Raw genomic sequence first — 19,220 nt, 5'->3', positions numbered from 1 at the left:
GTATTCTATTCATGAAAAAGCGAATTTGTCAAAGAGATGCAATGCGATCTGACGTATCAAAAATATTTGTGCTATCGTTGACCCTGGCGTTCTGGTGCGTTTTGGTTTCAACGTCATGGGCCTTTGATTTTTCCGATTGGGACCAGATTCTGAAGCAGAGGGTGAAGCCGGGAAGCATTCGCGGCATCTCTCTTTACACGGTTGACTACGGCGGTTTGAAGGGCGACGAAAAGTTCGAGCAACTTTTAAGTCGTCTGAAAACGGCGAATCTGTCGTCCATTAAACAGGGCGATCCGGCGCTTGCGTTCTGGATCAACGTCTACAATATCCTCGCGGTGAAAATGATCGTGGATCATCACCCGCTGGACAGTATTCGAGACATCGGGAGTATTTTTAAATCCGTATGGAATCGTCCCGCCGGGATCGTGGGCGGAAAAGAATACACGCTCAATGACGTCGAGCATGAGATTCTCCGCAAAATGGGAGAGCCGCGCATTCATGTCGCTATCGTTTGCGCTTCGGTCAGTTGCCCGGATCTTGCTATGGAAGCCTACACTGCCGAGAGTTTGAACCAGCAGTTGGAACGGCAGACGGCGCTGTTTCTTGGCAATGAGAAAAAAGGTCTGAAGATCGACCGCAAGCAACGTAAAATATATGTGTCTTCCATCTTCAAATGGTTTGAGGAAGACTTTGACGCGAAGGGCGGGGTTCGCGCTTTTATAGGCGCTTATCTGCCGCCGAAAGAGCGGTCTTTTATTAATCAGAAAGACGTTTCAATCGATTATCTGGACTATGATTGGGGCGTGAACGAACATTAAAAAATGTTGAAGGGGGGCGGGATTGTTTTTTGGCTCTAAGTTGTGGGATGGACGAAAACATTATCTGGATCGGATGAGCTTCTCCGATCTGGTGGAGGCTTACTTCAGTTATCCTGCGATACGCGCGTATCTGTTCTTTGCGCTGACAGGCGCCGTCTTTACGGTTGTGATGACGAAAGACTGGCTTCCTGTAGTCATCGCAGTCGCGGTGACTCCGATGGCCTACGCCTTGTCTTGGTACCTGCTTCATCGTTTTGTTCTGCATGGCAGTTTCCTTTACAAATCGCCGCGCACCGCTTCTTTATGGAAACGTATTCATTTTGATCACCATCGCGACCCGAACGATCTTGAAGTTTTGTTTGGCGCGCTACCCACCACGCTTCCCACAATATTGATGATCACTCTGCCGGTGGGCGGCTTGATCGGCGGACTCAACGGAGCCGTCGCGGCGCTCACGATGGGAATGCTGGTGACCTGTTTTTATGAGTTCTGCCACTGTATTCAGCATTTGGCTTATGTTCCGAAGTCGCCGACGCTTAAGAAAATGAAAAAATTGCACATGGCCCACCATTTCCATAATGAAAACGGCAATTACGGGATCACCAATTTTTGGTGGGATCATTTGCTCGGCACCTTTTACGCCGGAGCGGGAGACATTCCCAGAAGTCCTACGGTTTTCAATCTGGGTTACGTTGGCGCGGAATACGAGCGCTTTCCCTGGGTGGCTGAGTTGACGGGGCAGAGCGCCTTGCAGGAGGGCGAAAAAAATCCTCCTGAACCGGCCAACCCGAAGGGCTGACGGCCAGGAGGAGATGTTTGGACTGAACCACTGACCTGGGAGGGGTTGTGATTGCTCAGTCCGCGTGTTTTCTCAAGAAGGTCGGGATGTCAAAGTTGACCGCCATGGGCGGAAACTCTTCCGGATTCTCTTCTTTCATCGCATTGACCAGACTCTTCAGATGTTTGTAAGGAATCGAGCGATCGACCTTTGCTTCTGAGGCTTTTTCGATGGATTGAGGTTCTTCCTTAGCCGGTTCCACCGTCGATTCCGATTTTTTATTCTGCTCAAATCCCGTCGCAATCACCGTCACGCGCATTTGCCCGTCCAGCGTATTGTCGATGACCGATCCAAAGATGATATGCGCATCTTCATGCGCGCTTTTCTGGATCAAGGTCGACGCCTCGTTCACTTCCAGTAGCGTCATGTCCTCGCCGCCGGTCACGTTGATCAAAATCCCGCGAGCGCCTTCCACCGTCGCTTCATCCAGAAGCGGGCTGGAGATGGCTTTTTGAGCCGCTTCCACCGCGCGATTCTCCCCTGCGGCGGTTCCGCTTCCCATCAGCGCTTTGCCCATATCGCACATGATGGCGCGCACGTCCGCGAAGTCGAGGTTGATCAGACCCGGAATCACGATCAGATCAGAGATACTGCACACCGCCTGTTTCAGCACGTCGTCGACAATGCCGAAGGCTCCGGTGAGCGAAGTTTGCTTGCCGACGAAGCTGAGCAATTTTTGATTGGGGATGACGATCAGCGTATCCACAGCCTCCTGTAATTCCCGAATGCCAGCCTCCGCCTGAAGGATGCGACGTTTGCCTTCAAAGCTGAAGGGCTTGGTCACCACGCCGACCGTTAACGCGCCGGTTTCCTTTGCGATTCTTGAAATGATGGGCGCGCCGCCGGTACCGGTGCCGCCGCCCATGCCTGCGGTGATGAAGACCATGTCCGCGCCTTCCAGCGCTTCGCGAATCTGATCTTCGCTTTCCAGCGCAGCCCGTTGTCCCACTTCGGGGTTGGAGCCAGCGCCGAGTCCGCGCGTCAGTTCCAGTCCGACCTGAATCTTTCCAGGGCAATCCGACGCTTCCAGCGACTGCACGTCGGTGTTGGCGACGAGAAATTCAACGCCCCGGATGTTATCCCGAACCATTGAGTTGACGGCGTTGGTGCCGCCTCCGCCGATTCCCACTACCTTGATGCAGGCGGAGTAATTGTTTTCGTGTTCAAATTCTATCAAAGCCATAAAAATACCCTCCCAGGTTGATTAAAAGAATTCATCAGCCCAATCCTTCATGCGGCTGAAAATTTTATCGAATAAGTGACGACCTTTCAGGTCGCGATTGGTTCCGGTTTTGTAAGCGCGCAGACCGTACTGCAAAAGCCCGGTGCTTGTGGCGTACATTGGATTGTTCACTACATCGACGAGACCCCCCAGTCGGACGGGCGAACCGACCCGAACCGGAAGTTGAAAAACTTCTTCTGCCAATTCCGACATGCCTTGCATGCAAGCGGCGCCGCCTGTCAGGACGATGCCGGACGATATGATTTCGCGAAAGCCGGAGCTTGTGATTTCGTTGTTCAGGATTTCGAACATTTCACGAGCGCGCGCTTCGATGATTTCGCTGAGAATTTGACGAGAGATTTTTTTGGATTCGCGTCCACCCATGCTGGAGACTTCGATCATTTCATCTTCGCCGACTTGCGAAGCCAACGCGCAGCCATAATTGTGTTTTATCTTTTCCGCTTCGTCGTTCGGCGTTCTCAGGCCGATGGCGATATCGTTCGTCATTTGCGATCCGGCGATTGTGAGCACCGAAGTGTGTTTGATCGAGCCCTGATAAAAAATCGCCAGGTCGGAAGTTCCGCCGCCGATATCAATCAACGCCGCTCCCAGTTCCTTCTCGTCGGAGGAGAGGACCGATTCGCTCGACGCCAGTTGTTCGAGGACGATGTCTTGAACCTCCAGTCCCGCCTTGTTCACGCAACGGACGATATTTTGCGCTGAAGTCACCGCCGCGGTCACGATATGAACTTTGGCTTCGAGCCGAACGCCCGCCATGCCAAGCGGCGTTTTGATGCCGTCCTGATTGTCGACGATGAATTCCTGAGGAAGTACATGCACCACTTCCCGGTCCAGCGGAATGGCGATGGCTTTCGCCGCTTCAATGACGCGGTCGACGTCGCTCTGGTCGATTTCCTTGCCCTTGACGGCGATGATGCCGTGACTGTTCAGACTGTTGATATGCCCTCCGGCGATGCCCACGAACACGGAATCGATTTCGCAACCCGCCATCAGTTCGGCTTCTTCGACGGCGCTTTTGATCGACTCCACGGTGCCGTCGATGTTCACGACGACGCCCTTGCGCAGTCCCCGGGACGGGTATTGCCCCAGCCCGATGATGTCGATATCGCCTTCAGGCGTCGCTTCGCCGATGATGCAAACGATCTTGGTGGTGCCTATGTCGAGGCCGACCAGATAAGGATGATTTTTGGCCATTTAGTTTCCCCTTCTATATAAATCTAGGATGTAGGTCCCGGAGCGGCGGGGTCCGTTCTATGTTTTACGATGACGCGATTTGTGAAGGAGAGGTCGAACCATTCGACATCCTTGCCGCCATCATCCATCGTATCCAGCACGATCATGAATTTCTGCAAACTTTCCGACATGGAATCCAGCGCCGCCGCTACCGCTACATTTTCGTTTTTGGATATGAAACGAATCTGATTGTTCCCCTGCAAAGACGCTTTGACGATCGGGTTGCCCTCAAAATAAGGGTGTCGGTTGAAATAATCCATGGTCTTCAATCCCAGTATCATTTCCTCCGTCGCGACATTGTCGCCGGGGGCCGCGTCCTTGTAAGACAGGCCGGAAACGATGGGAAGGTTTTTGAATGCAGGCGCATCCTCTTGCAAGAGCACGCCAAAATTATCCATCACATACACTTTTTCCAGTTGGATTCGAACAAAAGGAATCCTCCGTTCGATGGTGATCTGAACGCTTTGCGGAAAGGCGCGTTGCGCAGAGACGCGCTTGATCCACGGGTGCGACGCGAGTTGTTCGCTGACCTGGCCCAGGTTCAACATCAATATGTTTTCTCCTTCAATGGGGCCGGTCAGTTCCAATAATTCGGATTTGTCAATGCCGCCCTGTCCTGAAAAATGAACCCGGTCGACTTTAAAGTAGGGAGACTCCATGAACAGGTTGTATCCGGCGAAACATCCCGCTCCGAAAATCACGATCACCAGCGCTTTCATGAAGCAGTTGAACAGGAATTTTATATTCTCTTTCCAGTCAAGGCGCGCATTGGTTTTTTTGGCGGACGCCGAAGTCTTTCTCTTCTGGGTTCTCGACCCATGCCGCGAACTGAGTTTCCCCAGCGTGCCCGCCGCGCTTCGGTTTCCTGTGATTGCCAGATTCATTGCTCGATCGCCTCTTCGTCCAGTTGCGCTCTTTTCAAAATTTCCAAAGCCAGTGCGTCAAAGTCCCATCCGGCTTGTTTCGCTCCCATCGGCAGTAAGCTGGTGGGCGTCATGCCGGGAATGGTGTTCATTTCCAAAACGTAGGGACAGCCGCTAGCGTCCAGAATGAAATCGATACGCGGGACGCCTCTCCCCTGAAGCGATCTGAAGACCCGCGCGGCGGTTTCCTTGCAGTCCTGCTCTTCCTTGTCCGTCAACTCCGCAGGGCAGATGTAGTCGGTTTTCCCTTTCGTGTATTTGGCTTCGTAATCATAGAAGCCGGACTTCGGTTTGATTTCGACAATGGGAAAGGCCTGCTCTCCATTCATGCCGATCGCCAGAAGTCGCCCGTCGATGAATTCTTCGATCAGTATTTCATCAGAGTACGAGAACGCGGATTCGAGAGCGTTGTCCCATTCGGCATCGTTGTGCGCGATGCTGATCCCAAGGCTCGACCCTTGCCGGTTGGGTTTCACGACGACAGGAAAATTCAGGCATCGCTTGGCGGTTTCGCCTTTGCGCATCACCTGAAAATCCGGCGTTGGAATGCGATTGGCGAGAAAAATTTCTTTGGACTTGATCTTGTCATAGGCCAAAGCGCTTCCTAAAACCCCGGAGCCTGTGTAGGGAATCCGCGCATACTCCAGCAGACCCTGAATGGTTCCGTCTTCGCCATAGGTTCCATGCAAGGCAAGAAAGACCAGATCAATTTTTTTCTCTGTCAAAACAGCCATGATGTCGCGTCCCACATCGATTTCAATGATGTCAAGACCCTGCCTTCGTAAAGACTCGGCCACGGATTTTCCCGTGATGAGAGAAATCTCCCTTTCGGAAGAAAGGCCTCCCATGAGGACTCCAATTTTTTTTCCTTTTAAATCCACTCGTTCCCCCAACTCAATGACAAGAAAGACCGGTCCGCCCCTGGCCTTAGGCCGTAAGGCCAGGGACAAAGGAAGGGGGGGGGTACCTTTGTTTGCGGACCATAAAAATGATTGCTTCGCGCGTTCATCTCACTCACCGCTGATTACCAGTTCTGTTTCCAGCTCGACGCCGGATTCGGTTTTTACTTTTTCCTTGACCAGTTCGATCAATCGCAATACCTCGCTCGCTTTGGCGCCGCCTTTGTTGACGATGAAATTGGCGTGCTTGAGAGAGATCGCCGCGCCGCCGATAGAAAACCCTTTCAATCCTGCGGCTTCGATCAGCCGACCCGCCGCGTCTCCGCTCGGGTTCTTGAAAATCGACCCGGAGTTCGGGGTGGTCAGAGGTTGCTTGGCGCTGCGTCGCGTCAGATGGCTTTCCATTTTGTTTTGAATTTCGTTCGCGTCGCCTTTTTCCAGTTCCAGTTCGCCTTCAAACAGAATGCCGCCGCCGTCGGGAAACAGCGTCTTGCGGTATTGGAACTCGATTTGGTCCTTCGTTAATTTCTCCAACTCGCCTTTTTCGTTCACTCGTGAAACGCTTCTTGTTACCTGCCCGATCTCGACGCCTTCCGCTCCCGCGTTCATCGTCCATGCGCCGCCAAGCGATCCTGGGATTCCCGCCAGATGTTCGATGCCGGTCAAGGAATAACGAGCCGCGTATTTGGCGAGATAAGACATCTTGACGCCCGCTTGAACCTTGATGACCGCTTTTTCTTTGCCATCCGCCGTTTTAAAGAAGAGGGGGCGTCCGACGTTTCGAAAGCCTTTCTTCAAAGAAACGACGATGCCGCGAATGCCGCTGTCGCGCACCAGCAGATTGCTTCCCTCGCCTAAAATAAAGCAGGGAGCGGTTCCGCGATGCTTCATGATTTTCTGCAAATCCGCAACGTCCTTGGGCAATATGAAGACGTCCGCCGGTCCGCCGATTCGAATGGTGGTGTGCTCGGACATCAGTTCATCCGTGCGCACTTCACCCTGGATTTTTTGAAGCCACAAATAAGAAGGATTCATGGTTTGGCTCTGATAAAGTTTGCGTCCCAGGACAGTGATTTCCGAACCCAGCGAATGAGGGCGAGTGACTTTAGAAACCGCGCCGTTGCGGGAGAGGTTGATTAACTTGCGTTTCCAAGGTTCGATGAGCATTGATGTTTATTCCTTAATCAGCGGCCCCGTCTGTCAGCGGACGGCGCGGTTGAAAAATAACTCGGCGAGTTTCCAGACATTGCCCGCGCCCAGGGTTGCCGATACCGCGCCCGGAGCCAGGTTTTTTCTTAAAAATTCTACGATCTCTTCAAATTCTTTAATGTAGAACGCGCGTTTATGACCGTGCTTGCGCGCGCCTTCGACGATTTGACTTGAGTCGATCCCCGCAATCGGCGTTTCTCCCGCGCCGTAGATATCGGTGACGACCAACAAGTCGGCGTCGTTGAAGGCGGTCCAGAAATCTTCCATTGAAAACTGGGTTCGGGAATAACGATGCGGCTGAAACACGACCGCCAGTTCCCGGTTCGGCCAGACTTCTTTGGCGGCGCGCAGGGTGGCCCTGATCTCCGCAGGGTGGTGCCCGTAATCGTCCATCCAGATCAGGTCGTCGGAATCGTGCAGGATTTCAAAACGTCTCTGCACGCCTTCAAATGTTTCCAGCGCTTGCGCGATGGTTTTAAAGTCGAGATTCAATTCCATGCCGACCGCAACGGCGGCCAGGGTGTTGCAGGCGTTGTGTCTGCCGGAGGCGCCGGACTGTATCGTTCCCAGTTCCTCGCCGTGCAGGTAAACGTTGAAATAGGTTTTCAATCCCTCGATCACGATATTGCGCGCGGTGTAATCGGCCTGGCTGGCGAGTCCGTAAGTGATGTAGCGTTTCTGAACCTGCGGAAGCATGGACTGGATATTGGGATCGTCCAGGCACAGAACCGCCGCCCCGTAAAAAGGCACCTTGTTGATGAAGTCGAGAAAGGTTTTCTTCATGCGGTCGAGAGTTTTGTAAAAATCCATATGTTCTTCATCCAGCGTCGTGACGACGGCGATGGTCGGAGACAGATGTAGAAAGGATCCGTCGCTCTCATCCGCCTCGGCGACCAGAAACTGGCTCTGCCCGAGTTTCGCGTGTCCGCCCGTTTGTTTGAGGCGCCCGCCGACGACGACTGTGGGGTCGAGTCCGCCGCCGGCGAGGGCGGTGGAGATCAGCGAGGTCGTCGTCGTTTTGCCATGCGTTCCGGCGACGGCGATGCCGTATTTCATGCGCATCAACTCCGCCAGCATTTCGGCGCGCGGAATGACCGGGATCATCTGCTCTCTGGCGCAGACCACTTCCGGGTTGTCCTGTTTGACGGCGCTGGAGGTCACGATCACTTGAGCCTGATCCACGTTCTCGCGCAAATGCTCGAAGTGAATTTTCGCTCCGAGTTTTTGCAGATGATCGGTGACGGCGCTCGAAGCCAGATCGGAGCCGGAGACGTCGAAGCCTTCATTGATGAGCACTTCAGCAATGCCGCTCATACCGGAGCCTCCTATCCCGATGAAATGGATCCTCTGGGTTTTTCCTAGAAACATGACAGCTCATGGCGTTTGGACGCGTTATCGTTGCGCATCTGGTTTTGGGTTGTTTTCATCAGCTCGAGGCACAAGTCGCGCACGTTTTTTGTCGCTTCGCGATTGCCCAGTCGATAACTGTTGGCTTCCATCGTTTCAAGTCGTTGTTCGTCGCTCAATGCCCGCTGGATCGATTGAGCGAGTTGTTGTCCCGTTAATTCCTGATCCAGAATCATTTCAGCCGCGTTTGCTGATTCGAGAATGCGCGCGTTTTTTTCCTGATGATTGTGCGCCGCATAAGGAAACGGGATCAGGATGGAAACCTTGCCGCAGGCCGTGACTTCAGCAAGGGTCGTCGCTCCGGCGCGCGAGATCACAAGCGACGCTTCGCGATAAGGTTTCTCAATGTTTTCAAAGAAGGGCCGCACGTCGGCGCTGAATCCAAAATCGTCGTAACTTTGTTTGACCGCCTGAAAATCTGCGGTCCCTGTCTGGTGAATAATATGGATGCGATCCTTTTCTTCGAGCAGGCTTTCCAAAGCCTCCATCATGGCGGCGTTGATGGAATGGGCGCCCTGACTGCCGCCCATCACAAAAATGCAGAATTTGTCCGTTCGTTTCTGGGTCGCCTGTTCTCTGGGGACGCAGAATTCTTCGCGGATCATGTTGCCGGTCTCGACCACTTTTCCTGCAGGGAAATGTCGTTCTGAATCTTTGAAGGATACGGCGACCTTGTCGGCGATCTTCCCGAGCCAGCGATTGGTCATTCCCGGTATGGAATTTTGTTCATGGATCAGAATCGGGATTTTGAGCATCCAGGCGGACAGGGCCAGAGGGCCGGAAGCGTAGCCGCCGACGCCGACGACCAGGTCCGGCTTCTTCTGCACAAGAAAGCAAACGGACTGCAAAATCCCGACGGGAAGCTTGCTCAGGGAGACCCAGCGATTCAGGCCTTTCTTCCCCATCAAACCCGCCGTGAAGATGGTTTTTAAATTCCACCCTTCGCGCGGAATGATTTTCGATTCCAGGCCCTGCTTTGAACCTACAAATGAGATTTCAATATCCATGACAGATTTTTCCAATTCCCGCGCCAGAGCGATGGCGGGGAACAAATGCCCCCCGGTGCCTCCGCCAGCAATGACAACGCGCGTGGGCATAGTGATGAACGAACCTTAGCGTTTGACCACAGGTCGTTCTGAAATGTTGAGCAACACTCCGGAAGCGATCATGACCGCGACCAGAGACGAACCTCCCATGCTGATGAATGGGAGCGTCAGCCCTTTGGTCGGCAACAGGCCGATGGCTACTCCCATATTGGTGAACGCCTGAATGCCGATCAAAAGCGTCAATCCGATCGCCACGTTTGTTCCAAAAGCGTCTTTGGCGTTGAGCGCAACGCTGAAACCTCTCCAGATAAAAATGCAAAATAGTGCGACGATCGCCATGGCGCCGACAAATCCCAGTTCTTCGCCGATGACGGAGAAAATGAAATCAGTGTGCGCTTCGGGCAGATAGAATAGTTTCTGACTGCCATCGCCCAATCCCACGCCCCAGATTCCGCCGCGCCCAAAAGCGTAAAATGATTGAATGGCCTGAAATCCAGAGTCGGATGGATCTTGCCAGGGATCGAGAAAAGCCAGAATGCGTCGCATGCGGTATTCGGCGCCCGTCACCGCCGATACGAGGAGCGGGATGACGGCCAGCACGGAATAGACCAGAAACTTGGTTCGGATTCCGGCGATGAACAGCATGGAGATGGCGACGATGCCGATGATCATGGCCGTCCCAAAATCCGGTTGAAACAGGATTGGGATGAAGAAGAATCCGAGAACAATGATGTTGGGCAAATAGCCGTATGCGAAATTTTTTAACTGGTCGGACCGTTTGACCAGCGATTTGGCGATGAAAATCACCAATGTGATCTTTGCGATTTCGGAGGGCTGAAAGTTGAAACCTCCAATCGACAGCCAGCGTCGCGCGCCGCCCACTTCCTTGCCCATGCCGGGAATCATCACGGCGAGCAGAAGAAGGAAGGCCAGCAGTAAAATGGGATAGGCGTATTTTTCCAGCAGACGGTAGTCGATGTTGCGTGTGCATCGCAGGGCGACGAATCCGATGATCACCCACAGGACCTGACGTTTCAGGAAATAATAAGGGTCCTTGTATTCTTCCAGCGCGTACACCGCGCTTGACGAATAGACCATGACGATGCCGATGATGATCAGCGCGCCAATGACGATGCCCAAAATGGGGTCGCAGGTCTTTGTATTTGTCGTGGATGAATTCATTATCTATGCGTCGAGTTCGAGCGAGTTAACGAGGGCTTTGAACTGTCGTCCCCGGTCTTCATAATTTTTAAACATATCGAAGCTGGCGCATGCGGGACTGAGCAATACGACGTCGCCGGCGTAGGCTTTTTCCGCCGCCAGACGCACCGCTTCTTCGAGGCTGTCGACTTCCTGATAGTCCGGGCTTCCGTTCAGCGACCGACGGATGTGTTCTCGGGCTTCGCCCATGAGGATCAGACTTTTGACTTTCTCCTTGAATTTGGGAACGGCGGAGGCGAAATCTCCCGCCTTGTCTCGTCCTCCCAGAATCAAGATGATCGGGGCGTTGATGTGTTCCAGCGAGTTGATCATCGAGCCGATATTGGTTCCCTTGGAGTCGTTGATATAATCGACGCCCTTGATCGAACGAACCCATTCCATGCGGTGCTCCAGCCCCTTGAATCCTTGCAGAGTCTTTAACAGCGCCGACGCCGGGATTTTGAGCGGAGCCGTTGCCGCGAGAGCGGCGAGGACGTTCTCCGGTTGCCATTGCAGGCAATTCGGCAATTCGTCCAGATTGCAGACGCGTTTCTCCTCGCCTTCAAAGCGAACCACGAATTGATCGTCGATCAAAAAAGCGCCCTGATCTCCCGCCATACGCGCGCTGAAGAAAAGTTTTTGGGCGCGTTTGCCGCAAGTCAGTTTCACGGTTTCCGGATCGTCGAGGTTTGTGACCAGATAATCTTCTTCGGTCTGATTCGTCGCGATCTTTTCCTTGGCGGCCTTGTAAATTTCGAATGAGTGGTGCCGGTCGAGATGATCGGGCGTGATGTTCAAAATGACGGCGATATGCGGTCGAAAGGTCGTTACGCCTTCCAGTTGGAAGCTGGAGGTTTCGAGCACTTGATAATCCAAGTCGTCGTTGCCAATCATGTCGATGAACGGCGTTCCCAGATTTCCCCCGACCCTGGCTTTGTATCCTGCGTCTTGAATCATTTGCCCCGTGAGCGTGGTGACGGTGGATTTTCCGTTCGTTCCCGTGATCGCGACGATGGGCGTTTTGTTGAAGCGAAACGCCAGTTCCATTTCTCCGATGATTTCCACGTCGTTGCTTTTTGAAATCTCTAGGAAAGGCGCGTCGATCGCGGCGCCGGGGCTCAGAATGATCAACTCGGCGTCGTCGCCGGGTTGACAGGAGTCGAATTGAACCCGGGTTCCGTTGGGCAATTGCAAAATGGCTTCGTTCAATTCCGCTTCGGATTTCGAGTCGACGACCGTTACGTTCGCGCCGTGTTCGGTCAGGAATCGGGCGAGGGCCTGGCCCGTCTTTCCCATACCGACAACCGTTGTGTGTTTGTTCGCGAGTATCATGGCTTATCTCAGTTTCAGCGTGCTCAGGCCGATCATGGCCAGCACGACGGCGACGATCCAGAAGCGGACGATGACCTTGGGTTCCGCCCAGCCGCAGTGTTCAAAATGATGATGAATGGGAGCCATCTTGAAAAACCGTTTGCCTTTGGTGTATTTGAAATAACCCACCTGAATGATGACCGAGAGCGCTTCGATGACGAAAATTCCGCCGACCAGAATCAGCAATAACTCATGTTTAGCGATCACCGCTATCGTGCCGAGGATGGCTCCCAGCGACAGGGAACCGACGTCGCCCATGAACATTTGCGCGGGGTAGGCGTTGTACCAGAGAAAGCCGAGGCTGGCGCCCACCAGCGCCGAACTCAGCACCGCAAGTTCTCCGGCGCTCTTGATATGCTGTATCTGCAGGTATTCTGCGAATTTGAAATGACCGCTCAGATAAACGATCGCCGTGTAAGTCAGCGTCGCGATGATGATCGGCCCAATGGCGAGCCCGTCCAGACCGTCGGTCAGGTTGACGGCGTTGGAGGTGCCGACAATGATGAAGATGATGAAGAGCAGATACCAGAGACCCAGATCGGGTTGGAATTCCTTGAAAAAGGGAACGTGCAATTTGGTCGCGTAATCGGCGCGCGAGGCGTCAAAGAAGATGATGTAAATTCCGATGACGGCGCTGAGAAGAATTTGCACCACGAGTTTGCCGCGCACCGAAACGCCTTTACCGCTCCTCAGCTTGATAAGGTCGTCGGCGAATCCCAGCAGTCCAAATCCGACGGCGGCGAACAGCGTCAACCAGATATAAGGATTCGCAAGATTCGCCCACAGCAAAGTGGAGAGGCCGAATGTGAACAGGATCAGCAATCCGCCCATGGTCGGCGTGCCCGATTTGATCTGGTGCTGTTGCGGGCCGTCTTCGCGGATCTTTTCTCCGATCTGCAATTTCTGGAGCAGTTTGATCATGACCTTGCCGAGCAAAAGACTCAAGCCCAATGCGGTGATTCCTGAGTAGGCGGATCGGAACGTGATGTACTTGAAGACGTTGAACAGCGAGACGTCTTCAGCCAATGGATAGAAAATGTGATAGAGCATGATTCAGGAACCGTTCTTGGTTATAAATGCTTCGATAACGCGCTCCATTCGAGCGCCGCGCGATCCTTTCACTAATACGCAATCTCCAGGGGCGATCAGGAGTTTCAACAGTTCAACCGCTCCGGCGACATTGGCCGATGCGATCACCTGGCTGGCGTCCATACCCGACGCGATGGCGGCTTGAGCGGCCATCGCCGGTATTTCCCCGCTGGTGATGAAGAGGTCGATCTTGTTTTCCGCCACGTCTTTACCGATTTGTTCGTGCGCGCTCTGGGAGCGATCCGCCAATTCCAGCATTTCTCCCATGACGAAAATGCGCTTGCCTTCGATTTTGAAATTTTTCAGCGTGTCGATAGCCTCGCGCATGGATTGCGGATTGGCGTTGTAGCTGTCATTGATGAAGAGGATTTCATTCCACTCAATCATTTCCTGTCTCTGTGGCGGGGCCTGATAAGTTTTGAAACCTTCCTGCATTGCTTCCGGTTGCATTCCCAAAGCGCTGGCGGCGGCGAATGCGGCGACGGCGTTCTGGATATTGCACTGACCGGGAAAGGGCAGGCTCAGGTCGAGTTTTGTTCCGGCGATATTCAAGGTGAAGTCGTAACCAATAGGCGCTCGCGGTCGAATGTTCTCCGCCCAGACCTCGGCTTGCTTCTTGGCGCTGTATACAATGCTGGACGCGCGCAGGCGCTTCGCCAGATCGGCGACGAGTGGATCGTCTGCATTGACCACGGCGGTGTCCTGCTCGCTCAGCGCTTCGAACAGCTCGCCTTTGGCGGCCTGCACGTTTTCTATCGTCTTCAATTCTTCGAGATGCGCTTCGGAAACATTCGTGATCAAACCGATGTTGGGCCGCGCGATTTCCGCCAGTCGTTTGATTTCTCCGCTCGCGCTCATTCCCATTTCAAGGATGGCGACTTCATGATCGTCTGCGAGTTCCATGAGGGTTAGGGGCAATCCGATATGGTTGTTGAAATTGCCGCGGCTCTTTAGCGTTTTGAATTTTGCTCCGGCGATAGCGGCGAGCATTTCTTTGGTGGTCGACTTTCCGTTGGTGCCGGTGATGGCGACCACGGTCGCCTTGCTTTGCTGTCTGCGATTCTGCGCCAGCGTTTGCAATGCGAGCAGGGTGTCGTCGACAAGAATGATGAACGGATTTTCAGAGCCGCTGGGGCCTGTCGAAAGAGGGGGGATTAATCGATCCTTCGACAGGACGATCCCAGCGACCATTTTCGAAATTGCGTCTTGTATGAATTCATGACCGTCGAAGCGGTCGCCTTCGATGCAAAAGAACAGGTTGCCCGCCTCTGCGGTTCTGGAGTCGATGGAAACGCCGCGAAAGCTCGCGTCCGGGTTTCCCTGAGCCAGTTTGCCGTCGGTCAGTTCGGGCAGTTGCGATGCGAGTCCTTCAATCATTTTGTAACCTCCTATGGATCGCATTGCGGGCTATTTCACGGTCGTCAAAGTGAATCGTTCCGCTTTTCAGAATTTGATAATCTTCATGCCCCTTGCCCGCGATCAAAACCAGATCGCCTTCTTCTGCCAGTTCAATTGCGCGCTGGATCGCCTGCTTTCGGTCGACAATGATCTCGTGTCGACGCGTTTGCTTCAGTTCGATGGTCATTCCCTCGACGATATCGTTGATGATGCTTTCGGGGTCTTCGCTCCTCGGGTTGTCGGAGGTGATGATGGCGCAATCGCTCAGTTTCAGGGCGACGGAACCCATCAGCGGTCGTTTGCCGCGATCCCGGTCGCCGCCGCAACCGAACACCACGATCAGACGCTTTGAGGTCAACTGTCGCGCGGCTTCCAGCACGTTGCGCAGGGCGTCGTCGGTGTGCGCGTAGTCGACGACCACGAGAAATTTTTGTCCTTCCTGAACGCCTTCGAAACGACCGGGAACGTTTTCAACCTTGCCAATGCCGCGCGCGACGGTTTCGAGGGAGATTCCCTGAAGCAGAGCGGCGGACGCGGCGGACAGAATATTTTGAAGATTGTGCGCGCCGAGCAAGGCGGTTTGCATCGCAACCGAACCCCAGGGAGTTTTCAGCGTGAAATGCGTCGCGTTGTCTTTTCGTTGTATGTCTTCGGCGGTCACATCTGCAGGGCCGTTCAGACTGATGCCTATCGTTTCGATGTTCAGTTCCTGTTGGATTTCCCGACCGACCGGATCGTCGAGATTGAGCACGGCTTTTTTTACATTGTTGGCCTTGAACAGGAGTTTCTTTGCGGATTTGTAATTTTCCATCGACTCATGAAAGTCCAGATGGTCGCGGCTCAGGTTGGTGAAAATGCCGACTTCAAAATCCAGATTCCAGACGCGCTTCAAGTACAGGGCGTGTGAAGACGCTTCCATCACGCAGTGTGAGACGCCCCGGCTCGTCATCTCTTGTAACAGGCGGTTGAGGTCCAACGACTCCGGGGTGGTGACAGGAGCGGGAATGATCGTGTCGGCGTATCGGTAATTAATGGTTCCGATGACGCCGGCGCGTTTCCCTTCCTCCCGCAGAATCGATTCCATCAGGTAGGCGGTTGTAGTCTTGCCGTTCGCTCCGGTGATGCCGGTGAGGGCCAGCCGGTTCGAAGGATTGTTGTAAAAATTAGACGAGATGCAAGCCAGGGCCTGTCTGGCGTCTTGTACTTGAATCAGGGCGATATCTTTGTTCCCGCCAAGTTCCGCTTGAACGGCGAGGGGTTCTTTTTCGGATACGACAGCGACGCATCCCTTATCGATAGCGTCTTTGATATAACGCGCGCCGTCCTGGCGAAAGCCTGAGATCGCCACGAACAGGGAACCCGGCGCGACGCGACGCGAATCGTATTCAACGGACGCGACGGATCGATTCATATCGCCAAGCGTTTGCAACGCTCCCGCTCCGTTCACCAGATTCTTGATGTTGAATTGTTCGGTCATGATTTCAACGCAGGTTTCGACGTTAGGCTCATAGTCAGGTTTTATAACGGTTGCGCAGTTCATCAGGCGCGATCCAGAATGAAAACTGTTTCTTTTGTTGAAGGAACGTTGAGGTAGCGCAAGGCCTTCTCCGCGATGTCCTTGAAAACCGGAGCGGCTACCGTTCCTCCCCAGTAACTGCCGCGAGGCTCGTCGATCATGACGAGAATCGCCAGACGCGGCGCATCCGCAGGCACAAAGCCTATGAACGAAGAGATGTAGTCGTCTTGCGAATAGGACTTTGTCTGTTGGTTGTATTTTTGCGCGGTTCCGGTTTTGCCTGCGACCTCGTAGCCGTCAATAGCGGCGTTGCCGCCGGTGCCTTCTTTGACGACGGTTTTCAGAATATCGACCATCTGTTTGCTGGCTCGTTCTGAAATGACGCGCTTCACAGGACGGGCGGGGAAGGTTTTCACCTTCTGACCGTTTTTCATGACCGCTTTGGCGACATGCGGTTGCATGAGGCGTCCGCCGTTGGCGATGCTGCTCAGGGCGGAAATCATCTGAATCGGCGTCACGCCCACTTCCTGGCCAAATGAAATCGAGGCGAGGGACAGTTTCGACCAGCGTTCCGGCTCTTTCAATTGACCTCCCGCTTCACCCGGAAGGTCGATGCCGGATTTTTCGCCGAAGCCAAATTTTTTCATGTAGTCGTAAAAAGTTTGTTCGCCGACTTGTTGAGCGATTTTGATGGAGCCGATATTGCTGGATTTCGAAATGATGTCGCGCAGGGTCAGCCAGCCGAATTTATGGTTGGCGGCTTCTCCGATATGGGTGCGACCCAGTTTGAAACTACCGTTTTCGCAAAAGAAAATATCCTGCGGACGCGCCAATCCCTGATCGAGAGCGGCGGCGGCGATGATCGGTTTGAAAATCGATCCCGGCTCATAAGAACTGCCGACGATGTTGTTTCTCCACGCCGCAGGTTTATAGGACCCATATTGATTGGGGTTGAATTGCGGAGCGCTTGCCAGCGCCAGGATCTCCCCGCTGTTCGGGTCCATGACCACGGCGATGCCGGATTTCGCCTTGTAGGCTTCGACCTGTTTCTTTAAATGATATTCGGCGGTGAACTGGATCACTTCGTCCAGTGTGAGGACGACGTCGCTACTTCCCCTGTCCGCATTGATCATGGAGGAGAACGCCGATACAGGTCGACCGCGCGCGTCTTTTTCCATGACCTTGAGTTGCGTGAATCCCTTGAGAAGCTCGTGGTGGTAAAGCTCTACGCCGGACAAACCCTGATTGTCCAGACCGACAAAGCCGAGCACATTCGCGGCCAGCTCGCGCTTTGGATAATAGCGTTTGTGCTCGACGATGAATCCGACGCCGGCAAGATTGAGCGCCCGCAAGGCGTCGATTTCACGTAGATCGCATTTGCGTTTGATCCACGCGAATTGTTTGTCGGTGGATATTTTTTTCAGAACCGAATCGAATGACAGGTTCAGCGTTTTCGATAAATGACGCGCCGCTTCCTTTTTGTTGAAGATTTCAACCGGAGAGACATAGACAGACTCGGCTTCGATATTGGCCGCGAGCGGCGTTCCGTTGCGGTCGAAAATGGCGCCTCTGCCATAGTAGATTTTGACGGCGCTTTGATACTGTTTTTCGGATTGGGCGACCAGCTCTTCATGCTGGATGATCTGCAGATAAAACAAACGCGCGCTCAAAGCCCCCGCGAACAGGATGAAGATCGAGGTCACCAGTCCCAGGCGGAAATTGAATCCCTGGCCTTCATTTTTTTCTGGCGATTTCTTTTTAGAGCGAGTCATGGTTATTTCAAAAATACGGTGACGGTTTGCGAATGATCCGGCTCGACAAAGCCGAGCTGGTTGACGGCAATGGTTCGAACGCGAGACAGGGAGCGCAGGCTCTCCCGCTCCAGCTTGAGGCGTTTGTTGATGTTCAGCAGACGCTTTTGTTCGATCATTTGCCCCTGGTAGTTGTAAGATTGTTGAATCATTTTTACATTCGACCAGACGAATGCCAGCGCCCCGACGCCAAACAAAACGGAGAAGGCGAGGGCGATCCTCAATTCCTTGGAGGACAGACGAAAACGTCGCCGCGCGACGCTTCCCAGTTTTTTAAACATCCACTTTTTCCGCGACTCTCAGCTTGGAACTGGAGGATCGGGGGTTTTCTTTCGCCTCTTCAGGCGAGGGAACAATGGGGCGACGCGTTAACACGCGAAGCGACGCTTTGTTTCCGCACACGCATACCGGTAATTTAGGAGGGCAGGTGCAAGCGCCCTCCTGATCGCGAAAAAAATTCTTAACAATGCGATCCTCAAGAGAGTGAAAAGAGATCACGGCAACCCGGGCTGCCGCATTGAGGAATTCCAGCGAATCCCTCAATGCGATTTTCAAATGACGCAGCTCGCTGTTGACTGCAATACGCAAAGCCTGGAAGGTGCGGGTAGCGGGGTGAATTTTGACATGCCGGGACGCGAACGCCCCTGAAGAGAGGATTTCTGCTAATTGAAGGGTTGTTGCGATGGGCTTTTTGCTTTGCGCCTTGCGGATCTCCCGCACAATTCGTTTGTAATTCCGTTCTTCTCCATAGTCTTTTAAAATAGTCATCAGTTCGGCGTCGCTCGCCGAAACCAGAAGGTCCGCCGCCGTTTGCGGGTCTTGCGGATTCATTCTCATGTCGAGGGGGCCGTCGTGTCGAAAGCTGAAGCCGCGTTCCGCCACATCCAACTGCGGAGACGAAACGCCCAGATCCATCAACAGGCCTTGAATTTTGCGGATGCCCGCCTGAGGCAGGAGCGAAGCCAGTTCGCTATAGTTTCCATGCGCGAAGGCGACGCGGTCGCCGAATTGACTCAAGCGTTTGCGCGCGCGTTCGAGAGCGCTGGGATCGCGATCAATGCCCAGAACTTTCACTCCCGGCCTGGAGTGTTCCAGTAAGTATTGCGTGTGGCCTCCATCCCCCAATGTGGCATCCACAATCCAACCCTCCTCAACGGAGTTAAAAAATGTCGTCGATTCTTTTAATAAAACCGGACGGTGATGTTGCTCCATGGTTCCT

General features: G+C 53.6%; 17 protein-coding genes. 2 read left to right on the top strand and 15 right to left on the bottom strand.

Translation table 11 applies throughout. The features are described from left to right. The first annotated feature begins 41 nt into the window (after positions 1 to 41). Positions 42 to 818, top strand: a complete 777-nt coding sequence (locus tag G3M78_14650; protein ID QPJ66573.1) for a DUF547 domain-containing protein — start codon at positions 42 to 44, stop codon at positions 816 to 818. A gap of 73 nt (positions 819 to 891) precedes the next feature. Beyond that, entirely contained in the window at positions 892 to 1,617 is a 726-nt protein-coding gene (locus tag G3M78_14645) for a sterol desaturase family protein (GenBank protein QPJ66871.1), read from the top strand. 55 nt (positions 1,618 to 1,672) lie between these two features. Here the strand turns inward: G3M78_14645 and ftsZ are convergent, their stop codons facing one another. The 15 genes from ftsZ to rsmH form a co-directional block, all read right to left on the bottom strand. Next, entirely contained in the window at positions 1,673 to 2,839 is a 1,167-nt protein-coding gene (gene ftsZ / locus G3M78_14640) for a cell division protein FtsZ (protein QPJ66572.1), read from the bottom strand. A gap of 21 nt (positions 2,840 to 2,860) precedes the next feature. Further along, on the bottom strand, positions 2,861 to 4,093 hold the full coding sequence (gene ftsA / locus G3M78_14635) for a cell division protein FtsA (GenBank protein ID QPJ66571.1): 1,233 nt from the start codon (positions 4,091 to 4,093) through the stop codon (positions 2,861 to 2,863). Between the two features lie 23 nt (positions 4,094 to 4,116). After that, a complete protein-coding gene (locus tag G3M78_14630) occupies positions 4,117 to 5,016 on the bottom strand; it encodes an FtsQ-type POTRA domain-containing protein (GenBank protein QPJ66570.1) in 900 nt (299 codons plus the stop codon). Continuing rightward, positions 5,013 to 5,903: a D-alanine--D-alanine ligase gene (locus tag G3M78_14625; GenBank protein QPJ66569.1), complete on the bottom strand. Its 891-nt coding sequence runs from the start codon at positions 5,901 to 5,903 to the stop codon at positions 5,013 to 5,015. Before G3M78_14625 ends, G3M78_14630 begins: the two co-directional genes overlap by 4 nt. Positions 5,904 to 6,065: 162 nt before the next feature. Next, entirely contained in the window at positions 6,066 to 7,121 is a 1,056-nt protein-coding gene (gene murB / locus G3M78_14620) for a UDP-N-acetylmuramate dehydrogenase (protein QPJ66568.1), read from the bottom strand. Positions 7,122 to 7,154: 33 nt separating this feature from the next. Then, entirely contained in the window at positions 7,155 to 8,531 is a 1,377-nt protein-coding gene (locus G3M78_14615) for a UDP-N-acetylmuramate--L-alanine ligase (GenBank protein QPJ66567.1), read from the bottom strand. Further along, positions 8,522 to 9,667, bottom strand: coding sequence for an undecaprenyldiphospho-muramoylpentapeptide beta-N-acetylglucosaminyltransferase (gene murG, locus G3M78_14610; protein ID QPJ66566.1), 1,146 nt, complete (start codon positions 9,665 to 9,667; stop codon positions 8,522 to 8,524). The genes G3M78_14615 and murG overlap by 10 nt, the downstream gene beginning before the upstream one ends. Positions 9,668 to 9,682: 15 nt before the next feature. After that, positions 9,683 to 10,798, bottom strand: a complete 1,116-nt coding sequence (gene ftsW, locus G3M78_14605) for a putative lipid II flippase FtsW (GenBank protein ID QPJ66565.1) — start codon at positions 10,796 to 10,798, stop codon at positions 9,683 to 9,685. A 3-nt stretch (positions 10,799 to 10,801) separates the two neighbouring features. Then, on the bottom strand, positions 10,802 to 12,148 hold the full coding sequence (murD, locus tag G3M78_14600; GenBank protein QPJ66564.1) for a UDP-N-acetylmuramoyl-L-alanine--D-glutamate ligase: 1,347 nt from the start codon (positions 12,146 to 12,148) through the stop codon (positions 10,802 to 10,804). Between the two features lie 3 nt (positions 12,149 to 12,151). Continuing rightward, positions 12,152 to 13,237, bottom strand: coding sequence for a phospho-N-acetylmuramoyl-pentapeptide-transferase (locus G3M78_14595; GenBank protein ID QPJ66563.1), 1,086 nt, complete (start codon positions 13,235 to 13,237; stop codon positions 12,152 to 12,154). Positions 13,238 to 13,240: 3 nt separating this feature from the next. Continuing rightward, positions 13,241 to 14,653 carry a UDP-N-acetylmuramoyl-tripeptide--D-alanyl-D-alanine ligase gene (locus G3M78_14590; GenBank protein ID QPJ66562.1) on the bottom strand — a complete coding sequence of 471 codons (1,413 nt, stop codon included), beginning with the start codon at positions 14,651 to 14,653 and terminating at the stop codon, positions 13,241 to 13,243. After that, positions 14,646 to 16,214: a UDP-N-acetylmuramoyl-L-alanyl-D-glutamate--2,6-diaminopimelate ligase gene (locus G3M78_14585; GenBank protein QPJ66561.1), complete on the bottom strand. Its 1,569-nt coding sequence runs from the start codon at positions 16,212 to 16,214 to the stop codon at positions 14,646 to 14,648. The genes G3M78_14590 and G3M78_14585 overlap by 8 nt, the downstream gene beginning before the upstream one ends. Next, positions 16,214 to 17,962: a penicillin-binding protein 2 gene (locus tag G3M78_14580; GenBank protein ID QPJ66560.1), complete on the bottom strand. Its 1,749-nt coding sequence runs from the start codon at positions 17,960 to 17,962 to the stop codon at positions 16,214 to 16,216. The genes G3M78_14585 and G3M78_14580 overlap by 1 nt, the downstream gene beginning before the upstream one ends. Before the next feature lie 2 nt (positions 17,963 to 17,964). Next, positions 17,965 to 18,282 carry a cell division protein FtsL gene (locus G3M78_14575; GenBank protein QPJ66559.1) on the bottom strand — a complete coding sequence of 106 codons (318 nt, stop codon included), beginning with the start codon at positions 18,280 to 18,282 and terminating at the stop codon, positions 17,965 to 17,967. Further along, positions 18,275 to 19,213, bottom strand: coding sequence for a 16S rRNA (cytosine(1402)-N(4))-methyltransferase RsmH (gene rsmH, locus G3M78_14570; protein ID QPJ66558.1), 939 nt, complete (start codon positions 19,211 to 19,213; stop codon positions 18,275 to 18,277). Before rsmH ends, G3M78_14575 begins: the two co-directional genes overlap by 8 nt. Positions 19,214 to 19,220 lie beyond the last annotated feature (7 nt).

Origin of the sequence: Candidatus Nitrohelix vancouverensis (assembly GCA_015698305.1) — a bacterium.
In the GTDB taxonomy this organism is placed as follows: domain Bacteria; phylum Nitrospinota; class Nitrospinia; order Nitrospinales; family VA-1; genus Nitrohelix; species Nitrohelix vancouverensis.
This window is presented reverse-complemented; position numbering and strand designations above follow the sequence as displayed.